This window comes from Thermovenabulum sp. (assembly GCF_049723235.1).
Classification (GTDB): Bacteria; Bacillota; Thermosediminibacteria; order Thermosediminibacterales; family Thermosediminibacteraceae; genus Thermovenabulum.
In genome coordinates, this window is sequence record NZ_JBNARB010000028.1 from 1 (window position 1) to 22,930 (window position 22,930).

General features: G+C 36.4%; 23 protein-coding genes and 1 tRNA gene. 6 read left to right on the forward strand and 18 right to left on the reverse strand.

From position 1 onward, the window contains the following. Window positions 1-527, reverse strand: a 527-nt coding sequence (locus ACPLOV_RS10825) for a polysaccharide deacetylase family protein (RefSeq protein ID WP_424911148.1), incomplete at its 3' end; no start/stop codon positions are given. Window positions 528-657: 130 nt separating this feature from the next. Between ACPLOV_RS10825 and ACPLOV_RS10830 the strand changes: the two genes are divergently transcribed. Continuing rightward, the gene (locus tag ACPLOV_RS10830; protein ID WP_424911149.1) at window positions 658-972 is read left to right on the forward strand and encodes a hypothetical protein; all 315 of its coding nucleotides are present in this window, start codon (window positions 658-660) and stop codon (window positions 970-972) included. A gap of 99 nt (window positions 973-1,071) precedes the next feature. After that, a complete protein-coding gene (locus ACPLOV_RS10835) occupies window positions 1,072-2,703 on the forward strand; it encodes a Na/Pi cotransporter family protein (RefSeq protein ID WP_424909142.1) in 1,632 nt (543 codons plus the stop codon). Between the two features lie 17 nt (window positions 2,704-2,720). Here the strand turns inward: ACPLOV_RS10835 and ACPLOV_RS10840 are convergent, their stop codons facing one another. After that, window positions 2,721-2,870 (reverse strand): hypothetical protein, encoded by a 150-nt coding sequence (locus tag ACPLOV_RS10840; RefSeq protein WP_424909143.1) that lies wholly within the window; start codon window positions 2,868-2,870, stop codon window positions 2,721-2,723. A 107-nt stretch (window positions 2,871-2,977) separates the two neighbouring features. Here ACPLOV_RS10840 and ACPLOV_RS10845 point away from each other — a divergent pair, with 107 nt between their 5' ends. Together ACPLOV_RS10845 and ACPLOV_RS10850 are read left to right on the forward strand one after the other, a co-directional pair. Next, window positions 2,978-3,682, forward strand: a complete 705-nt coding sequence (locus tag ACPLOV_RS10845; RefSeq protein WP_424909144.1) for a ZIP family metal transporter — start codon at window positions 2,978-2,980, stop codon at window positions 3,680-3,682. Window positions 3,683-3,735: 53 nt separating this feature from the next. Next, window positions 3,736-4,230, forward strand: coding sequence for a ferritin family protein (locus ACPLOV_RS10850; RefSeq protein WP_424909145.1), 495 nt, complete (start codon window positions 3,736-3,738; stop codon window positions 4,228-4,230). Window positions 4,231-4,249: 19 nt separating this feature from the next. Here the strand turns inward: ACPLOV_RS10850 and ACPLOV_RS10855 are convergent, their stop codons facing one another. Genes ACPLOV_RS10855 through ACPLOV_RS10870 form a run of 4 tightly spaced genes read right to left on the reverse strand, consistent with a single transcriptional unit; the run spans window position 4,250 to window position 8,612 of the window. Further along, window positions 4,250-5,941 carry a B12-binding domain-containing radical SAM protein gene (locus tag ACPLOV_RS10855; protein ID WP_424911150.1) on the reverse strand — a complete coding sequence of 564 codons (1,692 nt, stop codon included), beginning with the start codon at window positions 5,939-5,941 and terminating at the stop codon, window positions 4,250-4,252. A gap of 16 nt (window positions 5,942-5,957) precedes the next feature. Next, a complete protein-coding gene (gene thiI / locus ACPLOV_RS10860) occupies window positions 5,958-7,118 on the reverse strand; it encodes a tRNA uracil 4-sulfurtransferase ThiI (RefSeq protein WP_424909147.1) in 1,161 nt (386 codons plus the stop codon). 4 nt (window positions 7,119-7,122) lie between these two features. Beyond that, on the reverse strand, window positions 7,123-8,277 hold the full coding sequence (locus tag ACPLOV_RS10865) for a cysteine desulfurase family protein (RefSeq protein ID WP_424911151.1): 1,155 nt from the start codon (window positions 8,275-8,277) through the stop codon (window positions 7,123-7,125). Window positions 8,278-8,279: 2 nt separating this feature from the next. Next, window positions 8,280-8,612 carry a winged helix-turn-helix domain-containing protein gene (locus ACPLOV_RS10870; protein WP_424909149.1) on the reverse strand — a complete coding sequence of 111 codons (333 nt, stop codon included), beginning with the start codon at window positions 8,610-8,612 and terminating at the stop codon, window positions 8,280-8,282. A 152-nt stretch (window positions 8,613-8,764) separates the two neighbouring features. Between ACPLOV_RS10870 and ACPLOV_RS10875 the strand changes: the two genes are divergently transcribed. Continuing rightward, window positions 8,765-8,974: a spore coat protein gene (locus ACPLOV_RS10875; RefSeq protein WP_424909150.1), complete on the forward strand. Its 210-nt coding sequence runs from the start codon at window positions 8,765-8,767 to the stop codon at window positions 8,972-8,974. Window positions 8,975-9,014: 40 nt separating this feature from the next. Beyond that, window positions 9,015-9,239 carry a spore coat protein gene (locus ACPLOV_RS10880; protein ID WP_424909151.1) on the forward strand — a complete coding sequence of 75 codons (225 nt, stop codon included), beginning with the start codon at window positions 9,015-9,017 and terminating at the stop codon, window positions 9,237-9,239. Between the two features lie 28 nt (window positions 9,240-9,267). Here ACPLOV_RS10880 and queG read toward each other — a convergent pair whose 3' ends face one another. The 12 genes from queG to sspI all read right to left on the reverse strand — a co-directional run bounded on the left by queG (window position 9,268) and on the right by sspI (window position 22,720). Then, window positions 9,268-10,299: a tRNA epoxyqueuosine(34) reductase QueG gene (queG, locus tag ACPLOV_RS10885; protein ID WP_424909160.1), complete on the reverse strand. Its 1,032-nt coding sequence runs from the start codon at window positions 10,297-10,299 to the stop codon at window positions 9,268-9,270. A gap of 69 nt (window positions 10,300-10,368) precedes the next feature. After that, window positions 10,369-12,387 (reverse strand): methyl-accepting chemotaxis protein, encoded by a 2,019-nt coding sequence (locus ACPLOV_RS10890; protein WP_424909152.1) that lies wholly within the window; start codon window positions 12,385-12,387, stop codon window positions 10,369-10,371. Window positions 12,388-12,547: 160 nt separating this feature from the next. Next, window positions 12,548-12,634 (reverse strand) — tRNA-Leu (locus tag ACPLOV_RS10895). Between the two features lie 79 nt (window positions 12,635-12,713). After that, the gene (locus tag ACPLOV_RS10900) at window positions 12,714-14,000 is read right to left on the reverse strand and encodes a [Fe-Fe] hydrogenase large subunit C-terminal domain-containing protein (RefSeq protein WP_424911152.1); all 1,287 of its coding nucleotides are present in this window, start codon (window positions 13,998-14,000) and stop codon (window positions 12,714-12,716) included. Between the two features lie 115 nt (window positions 14,001-14,115). Beyond that, window positions 14,116-14,283: a hypothetical protein gene (locus tag ACPLOV_RS10905; protein ID WP_424909154.1), complete on the reverse strand. Its 168-nt coding sequence runs from the start codon at window positions 14,281-14,283 to the stop codon at window positions 14,116-14,118. Between the two features lie 171 nt (window positions 14,284-14,454). Then, on the reverse strand, window positions 14,455-14,652 hold the full coding sequence (thiS, locus tag ACPLOV_RS10910; RefSeq protein WP_424909155.1) for a sulfur carrier protein ThiS: 198 nt from the start codon (window positions 14,650-14,652) through the stop codon (window positions 14,455-14,457). 42 nt (window positions 14,653-14,694) lie between these two features. Then, window positions 14,695-16,863, reverse strand: a complete 2,169-nt coding sequence (locus ACPLOV_RS10915; protein WP_424909156.1) for an aldehyde ferredoxin oxidoreductase family protein — start codon at window positions 16,861-16,863, stop codon at window positions 14,695-14,697. A gap of 19 nt (window positions 16,864-16,882) precedes the next feature. After that, window positions 16,883-17,275 (reverse strand): 4Fe-4S binding protein, encoded by a 393-nt coding sequence (locus tag ACPLOV_RS10920; protein ID WP_424909157.1) that lies wholly within the window; start codon window positions 17,273-17,275, stop codon window positions 16,883-16,885. A 266-nt stretch (window positions 17,276-17,541) separates the two neighbouring features. Next, complete coding sequence (gene iadA, locus ACPLOV_RS10925; RefSeq protein ID WP_424911153.1) at window positions 17,542-18,714, reverse strand: beta-aspartyl-peptidase; 1,173 nt, start codon at window positions 18,712-18,714, stop codon at window positions 17,542-17,544. 15 nt (window positions 18,715-18,729) lie between these two features. Beyond that, the gene (nhaC, locus tag ACPLOV_RS10930; protein WP_424911154.1) at window positions 18,730-20,130 is read right to left on the reverse strand and encodes a Na+/H+ antiporter NhaC; all 1,401 of its coding nucleotides are present in this window, start codon (window positions 20,128-20,130) and stop codon (window positions 18,730-18,732) included. Between the two features lie 231 nt (window positions 20,131-20,361). Then, the gene (locus tag ACPLOV_RS10935; RefSeq protein ID WP_424911155.1) at window positions 20,362-22,401 is read right to left on the reverse strand and encodes a sigma 54-interacting transcriptional regulator; all 2,040 of its coding nucleotides are present in this window, start codon (window positions 22,399-22,401) and stop codon (window positions 20,362-20,364) included. A gap of 106 nt (window positions 22,402-22,507) precedes the next feature. Further along, a complete protein-coding gene (gene sspI, locus ACPLOV_RS10940) occupies window positions 22,508-22,720 on the reverse strand; it encodes a small acid-soluble spore protein SspI (protein ID WP_424909159.1) in 213 nt (70 codons plus the stop codon). Between the last annotated feature and the right edge of the window lie 210 nt (window positions 22,721-22,930).

Consider the following 22,930-nt stretch of genomic DNA (forward strand, 5'->3'; position numbering starts at 1 on the left):
TCCACATCCCATTGAATCACATAATACCCAAGTTCCTGAGCTGTTTTTATTAATGTATCACTATAATCCCCAAAGGGTGGCCTGAAAACTTTGCAATCCTGCCCGGTTAACTCCTTTATCCTTAGATGCGTAGTTTGAATTTCTTTTACCACTTCATCTTTTGAGAGCTTTCCCATATGAGGGTGAGTAGCAGAATGATTCCCTATTTCATGCCCCTTAGATGCAATAAGTTTGGTCATTTCCGGGTATTTATCCATCCACATTTTTACAAGGAAAAAGGTGGTTTTTATTTTATATTTGTCTAATATCTCTAAAATCTCCAAAGTTTTATCCGCCCCCCAGGCAGCATCAAAGGAAATGGCTATTTTCTTCTCCTGGGTATCCACCCGATAAATTGGAAGTTGCCTATCTAAAAAAGAAAAAACCCTCAATGTCTTATCATAATCCGAAAAATAGAAGGAGTAGAACAAAAGGGCAATTATCAGGATATAAATTAGCACCAATAATCTTTTTCTTTTGGTTCCCATTGCACCTTCACCTCCAATTTTATTACATCTTTATTCCAGGTATTTATAAAATATGATTTATTTGTCGAATAAGATAAAACATTTTTGAATATTTATTTTATTAAGCATGTATTTATGGAGGTGAAAGGCCGTGTTGTCCAAAACACAAAAGAAAGGTCTTTTCCTTGGAATTATATGGGGATTTTTGTCCTGGATACCCTATTTTACTGACATATTAGCAAAATATAGAAATATAATAGGGATTCCCGCTACCCTGGGAATAAATTTGGAATTAGCTTTAAATCACGGTAATTCTGTCATATTCAGTATTATTATCGGTGCCAGCCTTTGCTTTTTAATAGCCTCTTTTTTTGAATTTATTAAGGAAAACATTAAAATTATAGGGCTTCCAAAATTACATTATTCAAAAAAGGTCAGATTATTTAAATTTAGAAGGGGTTTTTAAAATCCCTTTTTTTGTTTTATATAATGCCTTTATTCCTTTTTTTTGTTATAATATTTTTGTAATAAATTAGAACTTATTTGAGATAGGAGTGGATGCTTTTTGAGTCTTGAACAGGTCTTTACCTTATTCGGAGGGCTGGGGCTATTTATTTACGGAATGAAATTAATGGGTGAGGGATTAGAAAAGGCGGCAGGAAACAGATTAAAAAACATCCTGGAACTTTTAACAAGGAATAGAGTTTTAGGAGTTATAGTAGGTGCCCTGGTAACGGCAATAATCCAATCCAGCAGTGCAACTACTGTCATGGTAGTAGGCCTTGTAAATGCCGGAATAATGGACCTATATCAGGCAGTGGGTGTTATAATGGGAGCAAATATAGGTACAACCATGACTGCCCAGCTTATAGCCTTTAAATTGACCAAACTTGCCCTTCCCGCCATAGGCATCGGGACAGCCCTCAACTTATTCGGTAAAAATAAATCTCAAAAATTTCTTGGGCAGGTCATACTGGGATTTGGTCTTTTATTTTACGGTATGCAGACAATGGAGGTAGCTTTAAAACCCCTTGCTAAATCCAAATCCTTTGTAGATTTTATGGCTCAGTTCGGTAAAACTCCAATTCTCGGAGTGATAGCGGGAGCACTTACCACAGGTATTATTCAATCCAGCAGTGCTACGATTGGTATCCTGCAGGCTCTCGCCAGTCAGGGCATCGTAAATATTTCCATAGGACTTCCCATACTTTTCGGAGATAACATAGGTACATGCGTGACTGCCCTGCTGGCAAGCATTGGAACGAATATAACGGCAAAAAGAGCGGCTCTTATTCATCTTTTTTTCAATATAATCGGTACAATTATTTTTATGTCGATTTTACCTCTTTATAAAACAATTGTTTTGATGACCTCCTCGGACCCCGTAAGGCAAATAGCCAATGCCCATACCCTTTTTAATACCATTAATACAATAATTCAACTCCCTTTTTCCGTTTACCTCGTAAAGCTCGTAACTTTTGTGCTGCCCGGGAAGCCTGATATAGTAGAGCATGGAGTAAAATATATTGATGACAGGCTCCTGGAAACTCCTTCAATCGCCTTTTCCCAGGTGAGAAAAGAGATAACGCGAATGGGCACCTTAGCCATGGAAAATGTGGCTGATACTATAAAATTATTTATTAATTACAGCGAAAAGGAAGTAAAAAAAGTAATTGAAAAGGAAACGGTGATAAACGAATTGGCCCGGGAAACTACCAGATTTTTGGCCATGCTTTCTCAAAAACCACTATCCTCTGAAGAATCAAGGTTAATTGCAGATATGATTAATGCGGTAAACGATATGGAAAGGGTTGGTGACCACGCAGAAAACCTTATGGAATTAGCAGAATTTAAAAATGAAAATCACCTCCCCTTCACGGATACCGCATTAAAGGAACTCAATGAAATGTCCGGTGTCGTTATAGACAGTTTGAAAAATGCATTAAATGCCTTTTTAAACAATGACATTAAACTTGCAAATAAAGTGGTAATTGAAGAAGACAATATCGATGAAATGGATAAGCTGTTGAGGGAAAATCATATTAAGAGGCTAAATGAGGGCGCCTGCAATCCCAGTTCTGGCGTCATATTCTTAGACGTTATAAGCAATTTAGAAAGAATCGGTGACCATGCCTTCAACTTGGCTTCATACATCTTAAAATTCGATAAAAACTATAAAAGACCTCAAGTATGGTAAAAATAAAAAGAGCAAGGTTATGTAACCTGCTCTTGTTTTTTATCGCCCTGCTCTTCGCTTTCATCCTTTTCTTCCACCTGTTTACCGCAATAAGGGCAAATCCATACCTTTAAATTCGCTGCCGAGTAAGATACCTTACTGCAAAAAGGGCATGTGGTATAAGGCATTTTGATCCCCCCGAGATTATTTTACAATTAACACCTTCTTCGCTTCGCTGGGATTACTACATTATATTCCACATTAATTGAATAATTCCTTCTTTTAGAGGTGGGTTATGGATAATTTTATTAAAATTTTTTTATACAGCACTCTTTCGGGTTTTGCAGTTATCTTAGGAGGTATAATAGGGACAAAAAAAATACCGGAAAAGGTAATTGCTTTTGTACTTACCTTCGGTTCCGGAGTTCTTCTTGCGGTAATTTCGTATTCTTTAATGCATGAAGCCTACGGGTTGTCCGGTCCCATTTATACCTCAATTGCATTTATTCTTGGAGGTTTTACTTTTTACGCAATAGAAAAACTTTTAGAAAAATACGTGGCAAAAGGCACCGGTATCATTCTCGGTACCACCATGGATGATGTGGCTGAAAGCTTAAGTATGGGAATAGGCTTTGCTACTAATACGGGAAAGCTGGGAATTGTCCTTGCACTATCAATTTTCCTCCATAATATACCCGAAGGGATTTCCTCCAACTATGAATTGATAAGTGAAGGAAATTTCACAAAAAAAACCGCTTTAGTCTTGAGTTTTTTACTGGCTATCCTGGATCCATTTTGTGCTCTACTGGGTTATTATTTACTTAAGGATATGGGAAATCTCTGGCATGGTATGATAATGGCTTTTACAGGTGGTTCTATTTTATTTATGACCAGCACTGACATGATTCCAAAAGCCAATATAATAGGAAACGGCATGGAAAATTTAGGATTGCTGGTCGGTTTCTTAACTGCCTTTTTGTTGAGCAGAATTCTTGGATAATAATCACCTTATTTTCCCTCCCTAAATAATATATAATACAGGGAGGGATCATTATGAATGAAATCTTTAACATTAATGATGAAAATGAATTTCTTCAATTAACAGAAAACATCAACAAGGGTTATGTCAAATATCTTTATGAGGATTATGCCGGACCAAGCAGCGAGCTTACTGCTATCCTTCAATACACTTACCAAACGATTATAGTAGACAATAAAAAAATAAAAAACTTAATAAAAAAAATCTCCTATGACGAAATGGAGCATTTAGAAGGTCTTGGTACCGCTATCTGGGAATCCGGTTTTGATCCAAGATTCTGGTATTTAAATTATTTCAATGCAAAATATGTTAATTACGAAATGGACCTTAAAAAATTACTTTTGAAAAATATTGAGGATGAAACCTTTGCAGCAAGAAGGTACAGAGAACAGGCTGAAAAAATTGAAGATCCCAGGATAAGTTCAATGCTCCTTAATTTTGCTAAAGACGAAGAACGCCATGCAATGCTTTTTAAAAAAGCTTACATTTCACTTTTCGGCAGATCATAAAAATAATATATCATTAATTTTATATATAAATTTTTAAAATTTCTTTTTTCCCCTCAGCGTCAAATACCAATACCATATTTTCTTTTTTTTCTAAAAAGGGGACATCAAAAGTAAAGTAGCCAATTTTAATATGCTTCATTATCTCCTGCAGGGTGTATCTATTTTCAAAAATTTTTATAAGCCTATCTTTATTTTTTAAAAAATTTTTAGCTATCTCTTTTTGATCTTGATCATAGTCTATATATGAAGGAAACTTACCTTTTCCGCCAAATAGCAAATAATCGTATCTTAATAATTCCTTGATATAGGGTAAATTTAAATTTAATTTTTCTGCAAAAAAATACAGTTTTTCGTATAACGATTCCAAAGAATTTTCCTTAAAAAAGAAATTCTCCTCTTTTAAAAAGCCGTACAGCTCAAGATAGAAATCGAAGGGTGTATCAAAATTTCTTTCAAAATAGCTTAGAGAATTTTCAAACCTGTGGCTGTTATAAAACTTGTCAATAAGTCTCGCAATTCCTTTTAAAATTGTTAACTCTTTATAACTCATCCATTTATTATACAATATCTCGTAAGGAGGCTGGGATCTAAAAGCAATCCCGTAACTTTGAGCTCTTTCCCTTATTGCAGTTCCTTTTAATAATTTCAAAAATCCCAGCTGCAGTTCATCAGGTTTCAAATTGTACACCTTATTAAAAGCTTCTTTAAAACTTTCAAAAGTATCGTAAGGGAGTCCTGCAATTAGATCCACATGCACAGGGACTCCTTTTTCTTTTAATAATTTTACCCCTTTTAAAGCTTTCTCCACATCTTTCGTCCTTTTTACTTCTTTCAGGGCTTCGGTAGTAGTGGTTTGAATCCCCAGTTCAAAATGTAACCTGTTTTCAAGTCCACTTAATCTATCTACAAATTCCTGTGAAACAAGTTCGGGATTAAGTTCGCAGTGAAATACAGTATCACCTTCAATCCTTCTGAATATGTCTAAAATTTCAATAGCCCTTTTTATATTGTAATTGAAGGATCTGTCAACAAATTTAATTATTTTTGCTTTTTTGCCTGCTAATATGCGCAGGTCTTCCTCTACCTTTTTTAAATCCGCTACCCTGACGTTCTTTTCAAGAGACGAAAGACAGAAGGTGCAATTAAAAGGACAACCCCTGGAAGTTTCGTAGTATACAATTCTGTTTTGAAAATCCAGTTCTTCTTCATAGGACATGGGTACTAAATTCATATCCACATTCTCTTCGGTTCTATTTATTTTAATACCCTTTTCATCCTTAAAGGCTATTCCTTTTAATTCTTCAATTTTTTCTCCCTTTTTCAATGCAACAATTAATTTAGAAAAGGTATCTTCACCTTCTCCAATTACAATCAAATCGACATAATCACGACTTAACAATCCTTTAATATCATACGAAGCTTCCGGTCCCCCAAAAATTACCATTACTTCCGGTAGTACTTTTTTTAGATTCTCCGCAAGATACAATACCTGATTAAAATTCCATATATATAAAGAAAATCCCACAATCGAAGGATTAAATTCTACTATCCTTTCCAGTATATCATCTAAAAAATCATTTATTGTAGCTTCCAGAAGATCAATTTTTATATCTTCTTCTTTACAATTCTTTTCAAAATAAGCCTTTAAATTACGGATAGCGAGATTTGTATGGATGTATTTTGCGTTTATTCCTACCAAAACTACTCTCATAAAGTCATCTCCATTTCTATTGGCTTATTTCAATAATTTCCACATCCTTTACCCCTTTTTTTGTCATTTCTTCTAAGTCAAAAGCGGATTCTATTTTCTTTACCGAATCCAGTTTGGGTCTTGTTACAGGATGCTCCGGAACAAAAACCGTACAGCAATCCTCGTAAGGCCTTATAGATATTTCGTAGGTGCCTATCTTCCTGGCAATTTCAATTATTTCCTGTTTATCGAAACCTATTAAAGGCCTCAATACAGGTATCCCGGCAACCTCGTTGGTGCAAAGTATTGATTCCATCGTCTGGCTTGCTACCTGCCCTATACTTTCTCCTGTTATCAACGCTTTGGCCCCTAAATTCTGGGCAATTCCCTGGGCTATTCTCACCATCATCCTTCGCATAAGAATCGTAAGATATTCTTCCTTCCCCTTTTCCGCTATCTCCTTTAATATTTCGGTAAAATTAACCACAAAAAGCCGAACCTTTCCGGAATACTCGGCCATTACCCTGCAAAGGTCAATTACCTTTTCCTTTGCCCTGTCACTGGTAAAAGGAAAACTGTGGAAATACACCGGGAAAATTCTAACTCCCCTCTTCATCACCATGTATCCCGCTACCGGACTGTCAATCCCGCCGGATAAAAGTAGCACCGCTCTTCCATTTGAGCCGAGAGGAAGACCCCCCGGTCCTTTTTCTCTTTTACAGTACACAAAAGCTCTTTCTCTTATTTCCACATCTACTTCTATGTCCGGATTGTGAACATCTACTCTCAAGCCCTCGGTGTTTCTTAATACATAACCTCCTACCATTTTACTGATTTCCGGAGATTTAAAAGGAAAGGATTTGTTGGGCCTTCTGGTTTCTACTTTAAAACTCTTTCCTTTATAATCCAGTTCTTTTACCGCTTCCACCGCAGCCTTTTTTATTTCTTCCATATCGAGCGAACAGCACTTGGCTGGGCTGATGGAAACAATACCAAAAACTTTTTTTAATCTATTGATTACAGCCTCCCGTTCGCCGACAGCATTTACATATATTCTTCCGTGGGTTCTTTTTACTTCTACCTTCTCAAAATTCTTTAATGCTTCTTTTATATTTTGTACCAGAATCCTTTCAAAATAGGGACGATTTTCTCCTTTTAATCCCAGTTCTCCAAAACTTATTAAAAATGTATTCTCCATAAAGCTACCTCCGTTTAAACTTTCTCAATTCTTTTACCTGAGTTTTTAATATCTCCAGGGTGTAATCAATATCATCTTCGGTTATAAAAGGGCTAAGGCTGAATCGAACAGCGCTTTCCACTTCCTCTTCTTTCTTACCCATCGCTACAAGGACATGGCTTTTAATCTTCTTATGGGATGAACAAGCTGAACCGGTGGAAACAAATATACCGTGGTTTTCTAAAGCATGAAGAAGCACTTCAGCTTTTACCCCCAGGAAGGAAACGTTTAAAATATGAGGTGCACTTTTCTCGGCAGGAGTATTAATAACTACATCCTCAATTAAATCTATTATCCCTCTTTTTAATCTTTCCTTCCCGTTTTTCATTATTTTTGTCCATATACTAAAATTCTTTTCCAATATTTCCACCGCTTTGCAAAATCCCCTTATTCCCGGGACATTTTCGGTACCTGATCTTAATCCTCTCTCCTGCCCTCCTCCATTTACCAGTGGTTCGATTTTTAAATCCTCCCTTTTGAATAAAGCTCCCACACCCTTTGGTCCATACACTTTATGAGCACTTAAGGATAAAAGACTAATACCCTTTAGCCCCAAAGGTAAATTTATTTTACCAAAGGATTGAACGGCGTCCACGTGGAAAACTATTTCCCTGTCTTTAATAATTTCTGCTATTTCTTCTACAGGTTGGATACTCCCCACTTCATTGTTCACATGCATAACACTAATAAGCACCGTATCTTCTTTTACTGCATTGATGACATCCGAGACCCGTACTATTCCATCTTCTCCTACCGGAAGATAGGTAACCTTAAAGCCTTCTTTTTCCAGTTCACCGCATACCTCCAGAACCGAAGGATGCTCTACACAAGTAGTAATTATATGCTTGCCTTTCCTGTTTTTTGTTTTTGCCGCCCCTTTAATGGCAATGTTATTAGATTCCGTACCGCCTGAAGTAAAATATATTTCCTTTTCCTCTACTCCTAAAAATTTTGAGATTACCCTTCTTGCCTCCCTCAAAGTCCTTTCCGCCGTAAGTCCTTTGTTATGTAAGGAGGAGGGATTTCCATAATCCTCCAGCATGGCTTTGTAGACCTCCTCCGCCACTTCCTTCAATACTTTAGTCGTAGCACTGTTGTCAAGATACACTTCTTTCCTCATTTTTACACCTCTTTAAAAATATTTTTAAACTCCTCTAATAAATTATCCATTCTTTTTAATATTTCCTCATAAATTTTTATTAACTCCAGCCCTTCCTTTGTAAGCACGGCGCCACCGCCGTACTCTCCTCCTTTTTTCCTTAAAAGCAGCTTATATCCAAGCCTTTCTTCAGCTTTTTTTATTTTCCCCCATGCCTGTCTGTAAGACATATTGGAGGCTATGGCAGCTTGATTTATAGAACCGTAATTATTTATTAATATCAGTAAATTATATAAACCATCACCCAGCACCAATTTGCCATCTTTCTCAAACCATAATTTATATTTAATATCCATAACAATACCCCTAAAATTCAAAAAATTGAATAGTTCACAAAAAGAATAATCCATGCTTTATATTTTGTCAAGATTTGAAGAATTTTTTTCCAGTATATCAATGGCTGTTAATAGAAAAAATAGTAACGAAAATTTATATTGGAGGTGTTAAAATGCAGTTTACCCAAAAAGAAAAAATGTACCTTCAGGATGCCTTAGGCCAGGAAAGACTGTGCGTCACAAAGTACACCAATTTTGCAAATCAAGTTCGGGACCCGGAAGTATCTGCTCTTTTAAGAAATATCGCCAATCGCGAGCAGCAGCATGTAGACACCATTGTTAATTTATTCCAGCAAGCCGGTCTTCAGGTACCCCAGCAATAAAAATTTATAAATAAAATTAAAATTATGGAGGGATATTTCAATGCAAAACCAGGGACAAACCACTGGATTTGCCAGCGATAAGGATATTCTTCAGGACCTTTTAATGACTGAAAAACATGTATCCGGAATGTATGATACTGCAATTATGGAATGTGCCAATGAAGCTTTAAGGAATACCTTGAAGCAAATTCAGGACGATGAGCAAAATCATGCCAAGATGATTTTTGATTTAATGAACAAAAAAGGCTGGTATAAAGTTCAGTAAAAAGGGAGCAGATGTTTCTGCTCCCTTTTTAAATTAACAGCACCTTTGCCTGTTCCCTTACTATCTCTGAAGAATCTTTTAAAACGACATCTTTATTCAATTTATCTAATTCTCCGGCATTTGATATTGCTATAAGGGCATTTCTTCTTAAAATATTCTTTCCCCTCCATTCGATGGGGGTACTCCCAAAATGTTCCTTATATTCCTTTTTCCCCATTTTAAAAATGTAAAAAGGATCTACCGGCAGTTTATAATCCAATAAAAAATCCCGATGGTTTTTAATTAAAATATTACTTAATTGATTATTTGGGCAAACATCCTGGCAGGTGTCACAACCAAAAAGCCTGTTAGCAAAGGATTTAATCATCTTTTTATCGGTAATCGCTTTTTTTGACTGCGTAAGATAAGACAAACATTTAAAAGGATTCAGCTTAAAAGGTTCGTACAAAGCACCGGTAGGACAAGCAAAAATACACTTTCCGCATCCATTGCACAAACTTTCAACAGGTTCATCCTCCGGAAGGTCAATATTTGTAATAATTTCTCCTAAAAAAACATAAGAACCATACTCCTTTGTAAAAAGGCACGTGTTAGCGCCTATATACCCTATCCCCGCTCTTTGCGCTGCGGCCCGTTCTAAAATTGCGCCCGAATCCACAAAAAACCTTGAATCGGCATTAAATCTATCCTTAATAAATTTGGCAATTTTAATTAACTTGTCCTTAATAATTATATGATAATCCACGATGCAAGCGTACTTAGAAAAGATTCCTTCATTCTTTTTTTCCTCAATATATTCTTTTGTAAACCGAATTGTGGAATTGTAGTGGTTCAGGTAATTTAATGCAAAGACAATTATAGTTTTTGCACCTTTCATAATCTCATCGGGGAAGCACCTTTTTTCTAAATCCGTTTCTTCAAAAGGCGATATAAGGCCTCTTTGTTTTCTTTCTTTTAAAAAGTTGTACTCATTTATAAAGGGGTCAGCTTTTGCAAAACCGATAAGATCAAAGCCGATCAATCTTGAAAAATTAATTATTTCGTTTTTTATTTCCTGCATATTCACCTTTAACACCATCCGAAAAAATTTAGGAGAACCTTTTTAAAGGTCCCCCTATTTTCCCTTTATTTATACTTTAAACCTTTGCATACTTTCCGAAATCTCCTTTGCAATAGTAGTCAGCGTTTGTGCCGAAGCCGCAATTTCTTCTGTAGATGCACTCAATTCCTGGGCAGAAGCTGAAATTTCCTCTGCCGATGCAGATGTTTCTTGAATCACCGAACTTACATTTTCAGCTTTGTTTAAAACCTCATCCTTCATCTTCATGACCTCGTCCATTGCTAAGTAGGCACTATCTATCAAAGGAATAATGTTATTTACGCTGTCTATTATTTCGTCCAAGGATTTTACCACATGATCCGCCACAGAAAGCTGCTGGGTAACCATTTTCCCGGTGTTTTCAGTAGTTGCATATACCTCACCGGTTTCTCCTTTAATAGTATCTATCAATTTCTTAATTCTATCCGAAGATACCTTAGACTCCTCAGCAAGCTTTCTAATTTCGGAAGCCACCACGGCAAATCCCCTGCCGACCTCCCCGGCTCTTGCCGCTTCAATGGCTGCATTAAGAGCAAGAAGGTTTGTCTGCTGAGAAATTCCTGTAATTACTTCATTAATTTCGGAAATCTGCAAAAGGGATTGAGTGAGGTTACTTATTTTGTTCAAAACATCCGTAAAGGAAGTTCTTATTTCATCGAAAGCACCGTACAAAGCTTTTAAAGAATCTTTCCCATTAGTAGCCTTTTCTTCGGCTGCTTTAGAAGATTCCCTTATGCTTTTTACCAAATCGGAAAGCCTTCCCATATTTTTGGATATATTTTCAAGGCTCCCTACCACTTCTTCCATATCCTGCGCTTGCTGGGATGCACCGTTTGCCACTTCCTGTATCGTCTTTGCAACCTCTCCGGTGGATGCAGCCATTTCCTGAGATGCGGCGCTCAGGTTTTCAGCATTACTGAAAAGCGTATTTGAGCTTTCCCGAAGATTTAACGTAATGGTGCGAAAATTTTCTTTTACTTTTTTCAAAGCTATCATTATCTTACCAAATTCGTCTTTCATTTTTAAATATTTTTCGGGTAGTTCTAAGGTAAAATCTCCTTCCGATATATTTTCTATATGCTTTGCTGTAAGATGCACAGCCTGTACAACCCTGCTGGACATAATATGCAGTATAATTCCTACAGTTACAAAACCGGCCAGTCCAATCAAAACGATTAAAATAAGGGTATTTTTTACTGTAGCATTCACCTCATCCATAGAAAGCCCGATATCTACCGCTCCTATGTGCTTTCCGTTTACAAATAGGGGTACCAGGACATCATATACGGTTTTTTTAGTTTTTTCATCAAAATATGTAGAGGCATAGGGAATTCCTTTTACTGCGGCAGTCTGACTGCCCGTATCGGTTAGCACCTGCCCTATTTCTTCCTTATCGCTGCTGGCTAAAACCTTGGCTCGATTGTCCATAATAAAGGCATAAACTACACCTTTTTTTGTGGCGATGGTATCAATAATCTTTTGGTAACTTATATCCTCAAAGAGCTTCTGTACATTTGTTGCAAGTAACCCGATCTGTATAAAACCTCCCTCGGGGGTTTTTACATAACCGTATTTATAATAATTGTCATTTACAGTACTTTTTCTTATTTCTTCCATTAATTCATTGACTTCACCTTTTAGAAGCTTTTGAGCGGCATGTTTTTCATCGTAGACATATCCAATATTTTCTTTCAAGTTGGAATATATAATTTTGCCTGTACTGTCCGCGACGTTAATTTCATCCACGTTTAAAGATTGGGCTATGTTCTCTAAGTATTGATTATTTATGGATTTCTTATTATTAATAATTAAACTTGCCACATCCTTTATTTTTCCTTCCACATTGCCGTTTATTATCTCCATCGACCGGGCATTGCTTTGAATCTGTTCCGCTATCTGATTTGCCAAATTATAACCATCGTTTTCCATTTGGGAAATCATCCGCGTCTTAATTATCTGACCTGCAGAAAGGCTGATAGCAAGAATCAAAATAAATATAACAATTAGAGGTAAAATATTAATTCTGAATTTTACCGAGTTAAAATTCAAAAAAAATCACCCGCCCTTCCAAATTTATAAAAAAATGTCGAATAATATTTTACCAGATTTTTTAATAAAATACTATAATTTTACAAGATTTTGAGAGTATTTGAAGAATATCAATAAAATAAAAAAACGGCCTCCTTTTAACCGGAAACCGTGTCTTTTCTGGTGCAGGGAGTGGGATTTGAACCCACACGGAGGAATCTCCACTACCCCCTCAAAGTAGCGTGTCTGCCAGTTCCACCATCCCTGCAGTTTTTTATAAATTCAATTGACAGTATTTATTATACTTATGATATATTAATCTGTCAACCACAATAAAGTAATTTTTTTTACATTACATGCGATTCAAGTTTTACTTTATCTTTATGTTTTTCGTATAGTATATTGGCTGCCCGGTTATTTATTGCTTCATCCATCTCGCCTTTTTGGGCAAATTCTAAAACTCTTTTTTTCGCTTCTTCCTTATCAACAATTGTACCGGGTCCTCCAACACATCCCCCAACACAAGCCATTCCCTCAATAAAATTTGCATCAATTTTACCATCTTTTAGTTTTTCCAGTATTTCCTTACATTCTTTTAGCCCGTTGCCATGTACAGCTTTAAAATTTATTTTTTCTTCAAGGGCTCTCACACTCTTAAAAATAGCCTCGGTTACTCCTCCAGTAAAAGCATATTTTCTACCACTTGACGAAGCTTCATTTATAGGTGTAACCACCTTTATATCTTCAAGATTTATTTTATAGCCTTCAAATATAGCTGAAAGTTCTTCAAAAGTTAAAACACAATCTACAGCGTCTTTAAGCTCTGGAAGTTTTGCCTCACTTTTTTTAGCGATGCATGGCCCTATGAATACCACTTTTGCGCTTTCATCCTCCGCTTTAATGAATCTTCCAATTGCAATCATCGGTGAAACCGAATCAGAGACAAGCCCCTCGATTTTCACGTGATAGCCCTTAGCAAGCCTTACAAAAGGGGGACAGCAGCAGGAAGTAATCATAAAATCGTCTTTCCTGTTCATTCTTTTTATAAATTCCTTGGCTTCTTTTACCGTTATCATGTCAGCTCCGAGAGCAACCTCTATAACATCGTAAAACCCAAGCATTAAAAGAGCTGTTTTTACTTTTTCTTCAGAAACGTTATTTCCAAATTGTCCGGCAAAAGCAGGAGCAAGAACTGCATAGACCCTTTTTGATTTTTTTATAAGATTGATCGTTTGAGCTATTTCAGTTTTATCCATTACGGCTCCTTCCGGGCAGGCTACAACACAAAGTCCGCAGGTCAGGCATTTTTCTAAATCTATAACGGGCTTATTTTTTCCCCTTTGGATAATTGCTCCGCCTTCACAGGCATCTTTACATCTACATTCTTCGCTATCGTATTTGCAGGCCTTTTCAATTATTGAAATAAAGGGGAAATCTACCTCTTCCGGTATAGGGCCTTTTTCAAAAGTTCCCAGAGCAGCCCTTACCCTTGCTTCTGCTTCTTCCCTGCTCAACTCTCCACCTAAGGAATCTAAGACCGCTTCGTATACATTTTGAAGATTGTCCAATTTTTTTGCATGTTCTGCTATTAACTTATATATTTTCCTTCTTAAATTCTTTTTTTCCTCCTTCATTAAACACCACCTTCACACATTTATTTTTACCTTTTTTCAGTTTTTCCTTTTCAAAAAACTTTTAAAAAAAAAGCAGTTTATCAATAACTGCTTAAAAAATTTTATATTACCATAACTATTCTTCTAAGAAAGTTAGATGCTGCCAGCCGTATTCAGGAACAATAAATTTTAATTCTTTTTCTCCTTTAAATTTTTCCATAATTTCTTTATTAATATAAACGAGTATATCATCATCTATTCTCACTTCAATGTAATTTTCAATGTCTTCCGGTTTACCCGTCAAACTTGACGGGGCATAAAAAGCGTTTCATCACCCCCGGATGTTGATGTGCTTTTTTATATGCATTACACCACCCTGCTCTTTAGCGTAAAATTTAAACCAGGAAGATGCATCGGCTTTCATCCCCGAGCCTCCTTTCCATGATAAATTCAGGGGGCAAGTGCCCCCTAATCATCATCCACCACTCATTATATGAATGACATCGATTTTGTCCCCATCTTTAATTTTACGAACAGAATACTGGTCTCGCGGTATAACCTCTCCGTTTATTATAACCGTTATTAATCTATAGGTGTACTTTTTCTTTTTAAGAACATCCTCTACCGTCATACCTTCTTCGAATTCCATTTCTTCTTTATTAACCCATATCATGCTGCGGTACCTCCTGTTTTTTAAAGGCATATTTCGTCTTTTTTAATCCTGATATTTGCTTATAAGTTCAATTACTTCCGGAAAATCAATACCCAGTTCCTTTACCTTTTCTATAGTTGGAACTCCATTCTTTGTCCAGCCGCGCCTCTTGTAAACCGCATCCACCAGCTTTTGATACTGGCTTTCTCTGTATTCTCTGAGCATTTTAAGTTTTTCTTCCGTAGTCTTTCCTTCTATATCATAGCCCAAATCCTTGAGCTGCTTGTCGTACCTTTCCTTTCGAGATTCGTATTCTTCAATGGTAACGGGACCCATGGAGCGGTACGGTGGCATATCGTATTCTCTCGTGCCGTATCCCATCTTCAGGTTGAAAATCCTCTGGAAATTATATACCTTCTCCGACTGTTTTATTATATCTTCTTTCGTAATATTCTTTCCGGTAACACCGTTAAAAATTTCTACGTAGTTTCTTACGTGTTCTGGCACCTTATTGGGTTCGGGCTGATAGGCGTTGTCTTCGGGTTCAATATCGTTCCAGGGCAATTTGCAAAGTCCATTTAGTGAGAACCAGGTCCTGAAGAGCGGGAAGTAGTGCAGAGCTTCAGCTTTATCTTCGAACGTCGGAATCTGCTTGTTGACCATATCCATAAATATTAGCCACGCTTCATCGTGCTGCGGTCCCTTATTTGTCAAAGCGTAACCGCCCTGTTGTGCCAGAGATTCTTTGCTTACGTAATGCGAGTATTCCAATCCTTTACATTCAAGGCTAATATCCCTCAAAAATTTAGGATCCGCTCCAAGCTTTTCTACGAAATATTCCCTCATCCTTTTTACGCCCATTCCGGCTATCTTACCAAAACCTTCTCCCCTTGCCATTTGATGAAGCACTTCCAATGCCGCATCCTTGTTGCCAAATTTTAACTCCAGCCCACCGGTTACTTCTTTATTTATAATACCTCTCTCATAGCATTCCATAGCAAAGGCAATAATATTTCCAAAGGAAATCGTGTCTATTCCATAGGTATCGCAGTAGAAGTTTGCCTCAACCACGTATTCGGGATCAAAAATTCCACAGTCGGATCCTACTCCTGCTATAGTCTCATATTCTGCGGCATCCACCACTACTTTTTGACCTTTATACGGTCCGGTCTTCAATTCAAAATTATCTACAGCCTTGGCACATGCCATTGAGCAACCGTACCAGCATCCGTCAGGCATACCCTGGGTGAAGAATTTTTCTTTAAATACATCGGAGCTCAATTTTACCGCATCGGGATGGGATCCGTACTGGCAGTTCATTACAGGCAAAAGATCGTAGTCGTTCATTACTTCCACAAGGTGAGCGGTACCCACTTCTCTCATCCTGTTTTGCACCTTATCCAGTTCGTAAATCTCGCGATGGAGCCTGAGCCCTGCATTTATCAATTTCTGTTTATCTGCAGGTGCGTTGGAATCGCTCGTTACACCTTTGTATTTTACTATTATAGCACGAATCTTTTTATCTCTGAAAACGGTACCCGTTCCGCCTCTTCCGGCTTGTTTTATACGAACAGCCTTTCTTTTTACATCATAGAAGGAGAAATTAAGCATCCCTATTAAAGTATTTTCTGCACCGCGCCCGGATGATACTACGGAAACATTTCTTTTATCAAATTCGTCATCGGCAAACATTTCAGTATAAATTTCAGCTAATTGATGAGTATCGTAATAGTCGAAATTATCGGGAACTTCTTCGATTGTAACAAGCCCTTTATTGCCATCTATAAAAATTATTACATCCTTCTCGGCTTTGCCCTGAATTTCAAGGGCATCAAATCCGGAAAATTTCAATAGCGGGCCGAAGTATCCTCCTACATTGCAGTCTATGGGACAGCCTGTCAAAGGTGAAAGAGTAACTACCGCAGATTTTCCTGCTCCGGGATACTGAGTGATCCCGCCGATAGGCCCTGAAGAAATAATTATCTCGTTTTCAGGGTCATTCCATTTTGTGGTGCTTTTTACCGCATTCCACAAATACCAAAGCCCAAAGCCTCTTCCTCCTATGAATATTTCCTTCATTTGCTCCGTAACGGGTTTAATCTGAAAGGTTTTTTCGTTGAGATTCACATAAAGAGAATGATTGGTATAACCTTTATCTACCTTAAAAGGCTGATACTCCAATTTTGCAAGCAATTTATGAGCATTTCTTAATTCCTTAACATTTGCGGTCATAAAAGACCCCCCTTTATCCTTATTTTTCTTCCATGTAAATTGCCCCGGTAGGACATGCTTTTACACACGCCCCGCAGGCAATGCATTTTATTGGCTCGTTTATTTCCGGATGTACGGTCATTGCCATTGTAGGGCAAAAGCCCACGCACATGTAGCAGCCCACACATTTTTTTGGATCGATTCTTACTGCTCCATTAGGGGCAAAATACAGGGCTTCGGTATTGCATACGGGAACACATTCTCCGCAGTGATTGCATACAATAATGTCAAAATTGCCCGCTGCATCCTTTTTTTCTACTACTTTAATCGCAGATTTTTTCGCATCCTCTACCTTATGAAGGGTTTTTGAACAGGCAAGCATACAGGCACCGCATCCGGTGCAGAGTTCGGGTTTTGTTTTTACAATTTTCATTAATTTCACCTCCGGCTAATAATAATTAGGTTACTGGGTGGTCCAGTCAGTAAAAAATAAATAATAAAATTCTATATTGTATTAAATACTACAAAAATTGAAAATATCCTTCCTGTTATTAATATATTTTTGCAAATTCAAATTTTAAATCTGTTATTTTATTATCAAGATTTCATGGATAACAAGGTTTTTAATCCTTTAAATCAGAACCTTATGAACCTTATTTTAAAAAGCCTCTATGATGGAAGTCATAGAGGCTTTTAAGATTATTCAAAAGATCCTCTAATAATTATTTCTTTTTCTTTAATCATACACTTTCCTTTTGCAAATACAAATTCAATATTTAAATTGTCATCTAATACTACTATGTCCGCATCACTTCCTATCTTCAGTGTCCCTTTTTGGGGAAATAATCTAAGAGACTTTGCAGGGTTTTTAGTAATTACTTTTAATGCATTAACAAGGGAGATACCTTCTTCAAGGACAAGGTCTTTAAATTCTTTATAAAGAGAATAGGGTTTTGCAACCGAAAGACCTTTAAAGTTGCCTTTTTCATCGAATACGGGCAAACTTCCGTTACCATCAGAACTCATGGTAATATTTTCTATTGAAACTCCCTTTTCGATGCAGTATTTAATAGCTTTTGAAGGTTTAATGGATTTTTCTTCTTTGCGCGCAGGTCCTGAGCTGGACGTTATATCAATAATTCCACCCATTTTCGCAAAACGAATCCCATCTTCCAAAAGGTCAAAATTTCTATTTATATGAGTAGGTGTAAACTGGGTTATGGGTAATTCAGTTTCTTCAATTATTTCGTAAATCATTCTTAGCTTTTCTCTACCATCTCCTACATGCAGGTGTACTATTCCCGCCTTTCCGCTGAGCATTCCCCCTACCCTTGCTTCTGCAGCAAGTCTTTTAAGTTCTTCCTTAGTAGGCTGGGAAGATCGGTGATCAGATATTGCTATTTCCCCGGCACCAATTATTTTATCTATTAACACAATGTCATCTCTTACACTGCCGGTAATAGTTCGGGTGGGCAGCTGATAACAGCCGGTATAAATATATGTGGTAATTCCCTCGATTTCTAAACCTCTTGCTTTGGCAAGTAGAGAAGTCATGTGCCTTGTCGTCCCATCAGTTCCCAAACATCCAACTACGGTAGTAATACCGGCACAGGTAAGGTCGGTCAGCATCACTTCTGGAGTCCTTGTAGCATAACCACCCTCCCCACCTCCGCCAATAATATGAACGTGCTGGTCGATAAATCCCGGCACCACGTATTTACCTTCTACATCTATTACCTCGACTTTTCCCAGGCATTCACACGAAGAAATCTTTTCGGCAATATTTGCTATTTTATCTCCAGCAATTAATATGTCTTTTTTTCCCATTTCCTCCGGTGAATAAATGCTCCCACCTTTTAAAATTTTAAACAATTGATGCACCTCCGCTTAATTTTGTTCTTTCCATATGGCCTTACCAGTATAGCCGTAAATCCATGCAATAATAAATCCAAGATAGCACATTATTGCCCATGGAGCATAAGATTGCGTTGGTACTCCTAAGGTTGCTGTCATATAAACCCCTGCAGCACTCCAAGGTATCAGAGGAACTACTACAGTTCCCGAATCTTCAGTAGTTCTGGAAAGAACATTTAACTTTATTTTGTATTCTTTAAAAACAGGTTGGTATATTCTTCCAGGAACAATTATGCTGAGATATGAATTGCCAGTAACAAGACCTGTAATAATACCTGTTAACGAAGTAGACAGTATAAGATTTCCTACTTTCCCTTTTATGAAGGAATCTTTTATTGAATCAAGGATTTTCCCAAGCATTCCTGTATACTCCATTTCACCTGCAAATATATATGCCATAAAAACTGTTGCTATAGAAGATACCATACTTGTTATTCCGCCACGGTTTAAAAGTTTATCTAACTCAGGAATGGGTGTTTTAAAATTGCCTCCGCTATACATTGCAGTAATTACTTCTTTAAAACTGGCACCCTGGACCGTTAACGCTAATACCATAGCAATTACAGTACCAATCCACAATGCAGGTATGCTCGGAACTTTTTTATACGATAAATAAAATACTACAATCGGCGGTAGCAAAAGTAACGGATTTAGCTTAAATGTTGCGGCTATCCCGTCAAGTAATTGATTTATTTTTGTATAATCAATATCTCCAGATATTTTAAAGCTAAAAATCTGATAAATTAATAGAGATATAATAAAAGCTGGTAAAGTTGTCCATAACATAGATTTAATATGATCAAAAATATCCACTTCCGCAGTTGCTGCTGCTAAAATAGTAGTATCCGAAATGGGGCTCAATTTATCCCCAAGATAAGAGCCAACCACTATAGCTCCTGCTGCAACACCGAGTGGTATTCCTAAGCCATAGGCTACTCCCATTAGAGCAACCCCCAAAGTTGCCGCAGTTCCCCAGGATGTTCCAGTCATAATTGAAGATATTGAGCAAAGTATAGTAGCTGAAACAAGAAACGTCTTGGGGCTCAAAATTTGAAGACCTAGATAAATAAAATAGGGTATTGTCCCAGAAATTAGCCAGGCACCTACCAGTGGTCCCACCATCATCAATATAAGAATTGCTCCCATTGCTCTGTCAATAGTAGGCCTGATGCCATTGTTTAATAATTCTTCCCACGAATAACCAAGATAAAATACGCTAATAAATGTTACAAACATGGAAATTAATAGAAGCATGATGGCTGCATTTGCCCGGAGGATTCCAACTCCGTAGACCAAAAGAACGATAGCAAAAATAATTGGTAAAAGTGAAATACCTAAGGAAGGTTGCCTTTTGTTTTTTTGATTCATTCTCATCCCCCCAATTATTAATTAATTATTTTTCAATAAAAACTATTTTGCAATATTTGTGCCAGGTTAGTTATTTATCAATATTAAATTTAACTTTAGATTTTTTCTAGATTTTTTCTATCTTTAAAATAAAAACCTATTTTAAAAAATAAAAAAGGGAAGATTAGATTTCTCCCTTTTTCACCCTTTTAATCCCTTTTATCCCTTTTTAATACTATTAAAACAGACTTCTAATGTTTAATTAAATGTAATAGACTTTATTTGTGCAATACCTTTTGAAAGTATTTCTATGCCTTTGACCCCTCTGTTTACTTTAATTAAACCATTTTCTATCATCTCATTTATTATTTTTCTAACTCTGCTCTCTGGTATCCCAGTTTTTCTTGAAAGAGATCTACGACCTATTGGCCGACCTTCTTTATTAGCACAGGCAATCTCCTGTAATATTTTTATTGCATCATCGTCCTTTTTTCTATCCTCAACAAATTCAAACCATTGTTCTTCCATTATTTGCAATTCCTCAGGTAAAATTGAACAATCAGGAATCTTATCTGGAGAGACATTTACTAAATACTCAACCACATTTTGAAGCTCCCGGATATTACCCGGCCAGTCATATTTTAAAAACACATTTTTTATTTTCTCAAAGTAATCTTTTGCTTTTATTAAAGGTTTTCCTTTAAAAAAATCATTGTAAAATATTTCAGCAAGTTCTAAAATATCATGTTTCCTTTCCCTTAACGGAGGAAGTCGTAATGGCAGGACATTCAATCTATAATAAAGGTCTTCCCTGAATTCACCATTTTCTATCAGCTTTTTTAAATCTTTATTAGTCGCAGAAATCACCCTTACATCTATAGGAATTACCTTGGAACTACCTATGCGGCGGATCTGTTTTTCTTGCAACACCCTTAAAAGTCTTACCTGAAAAGATAAAGGAGCATCTCCTATTTCGTCTAAAAAAATAGTCCCACCATGAGCTTGTTCAAAAAGACCAGGCATTCCGCCTTTTTTTGCACCAGTAAAGGCTCCTTCTTCATATCCGAAAAGTTCGCTTTCCAATAAGCTTTCTGGTAATGCTGCAAAATTCACAGCTACAAATGGTCCCCTTCTCCTAGGAGATGCATTATGAATTGCTTGGGCAAAAAGCTCTTTGCCTGTTCCGCTTTCCCCTTGAATCAATATAGGAGAAGAAGATTTAGCTATCTTCTTTGCCAGTTCCTTAGTTTCTTTAATAATGTCACTAACCCCAGCTATATTGTCAAAAGTATAGCGAGCAAAGTATTCATGACTGCGCAGTTTCCTGCGGAGTTCTTCTTCAAGACGTTGTATTTCGGTTACATCCTTTAATGTATATACAGTGCCAATTGATTTATGATTTTCTTTTATCTCCGAACAGTTTATGACTATATATTTATCGTTTATTTTAACAAATTTTTCTCCACCGGCATAATCACCTTTAAGCACTGAGAGAATTTCTCTTCCATCCGATGTATTTTTTAAATTTTTATTAATCATTTCTTCACTGCAAACACCAAATATTTCTTCTGCAATAGGATTAAATACTGTCAAATTTTCTTGCTCATCTAATGCTATGATTCCATCATGAACGGTATTTATGATTGTTTGAAGCTGTTTTTTCATATTGCTGTTCAAATCAGCCATATGTTTTATTCTTTTTATCAGATCGATTATTTCTTTAATATATCTTGCCGAAAGGAGATTTGCTTTTTCGTCCAGTAGTTCAAGAGCCTTCAAAATTTCTACAAGGGTAGTAAAGTCTATATTTCGGGTCTTTATATCTATTACTTTTTCCACGCAATCCGGTATTAGCTCTAATTCGCCAGGTGTTATCGCTATCTTTAGCTTTGGATATTCCTTTATCTCTGGATAATAAGGAAAATAGTTTATATGATCTATACCCAATGCCTTTAATAAAGAGATTGTTTCTAATGTAGTTTCCAATAGATCATTAACCAAAAGAACATCGGTTCCTTCAGGAATTTCGAGTAACTTATCTATTTCATGATAATTTAAAGACCTTCGCGCTATAATAATAGGGCATTTGTTATTTATATATTTTTTTGCCTCATTATAAATTGTGTTACTTGAAATTACAATTAAATTATCCGTAATGTCATACTTTATATTTCCATCAATATAAAAACTTTTTATATTAACTTTATCTCCTACTAAATCCTTTAACTGACGCTCTAATGCTTCACAAGTGTTTTTACCTTTGGTTATTAATGTTATACTCTTCATATCACAATTCACCTAAAATTAAATATTCTTCACGTAAATGAATATTTTTATTTTTTATTCTATAGTAACACCCTTAATTCCTTCCAAATATAAAAAAAGCTCCTAAAAAGGAGCTAAATTATTTTTTATTTATCTCGCTCATTATTTTATCCATCATTTTGTTTTTCTCATCCTCGGTGGATTTTTTCCAGACTACCTCAAATAATACACCCATTCCAGGAAGGGCATCATCTTCCTTTTCTTCTATTGTTTCTCTTATATAGCCCTCTACTTCCTCTTTTGTACTGCCGGCAAGATTTTTCATAACAAGGTCCCTTATGTCAAAGTTCATTTCCCATCCTCCCATAAAGTTTTTCTTTTTTATTTTTCCCAGTTATAAATTTTTTTCTCAAATTGTTTTTATTTTTTTATCTTTTTTCAGTTTAATTCTATAAAAAAAAGGCGTTTTAACGCCCAAACTATTTCTCAACAAATTAAAATTATCCGTAAAGGGAAAGCAACACACCTGCAACTATAGCGGTACCAATAACCCCGGCTACAT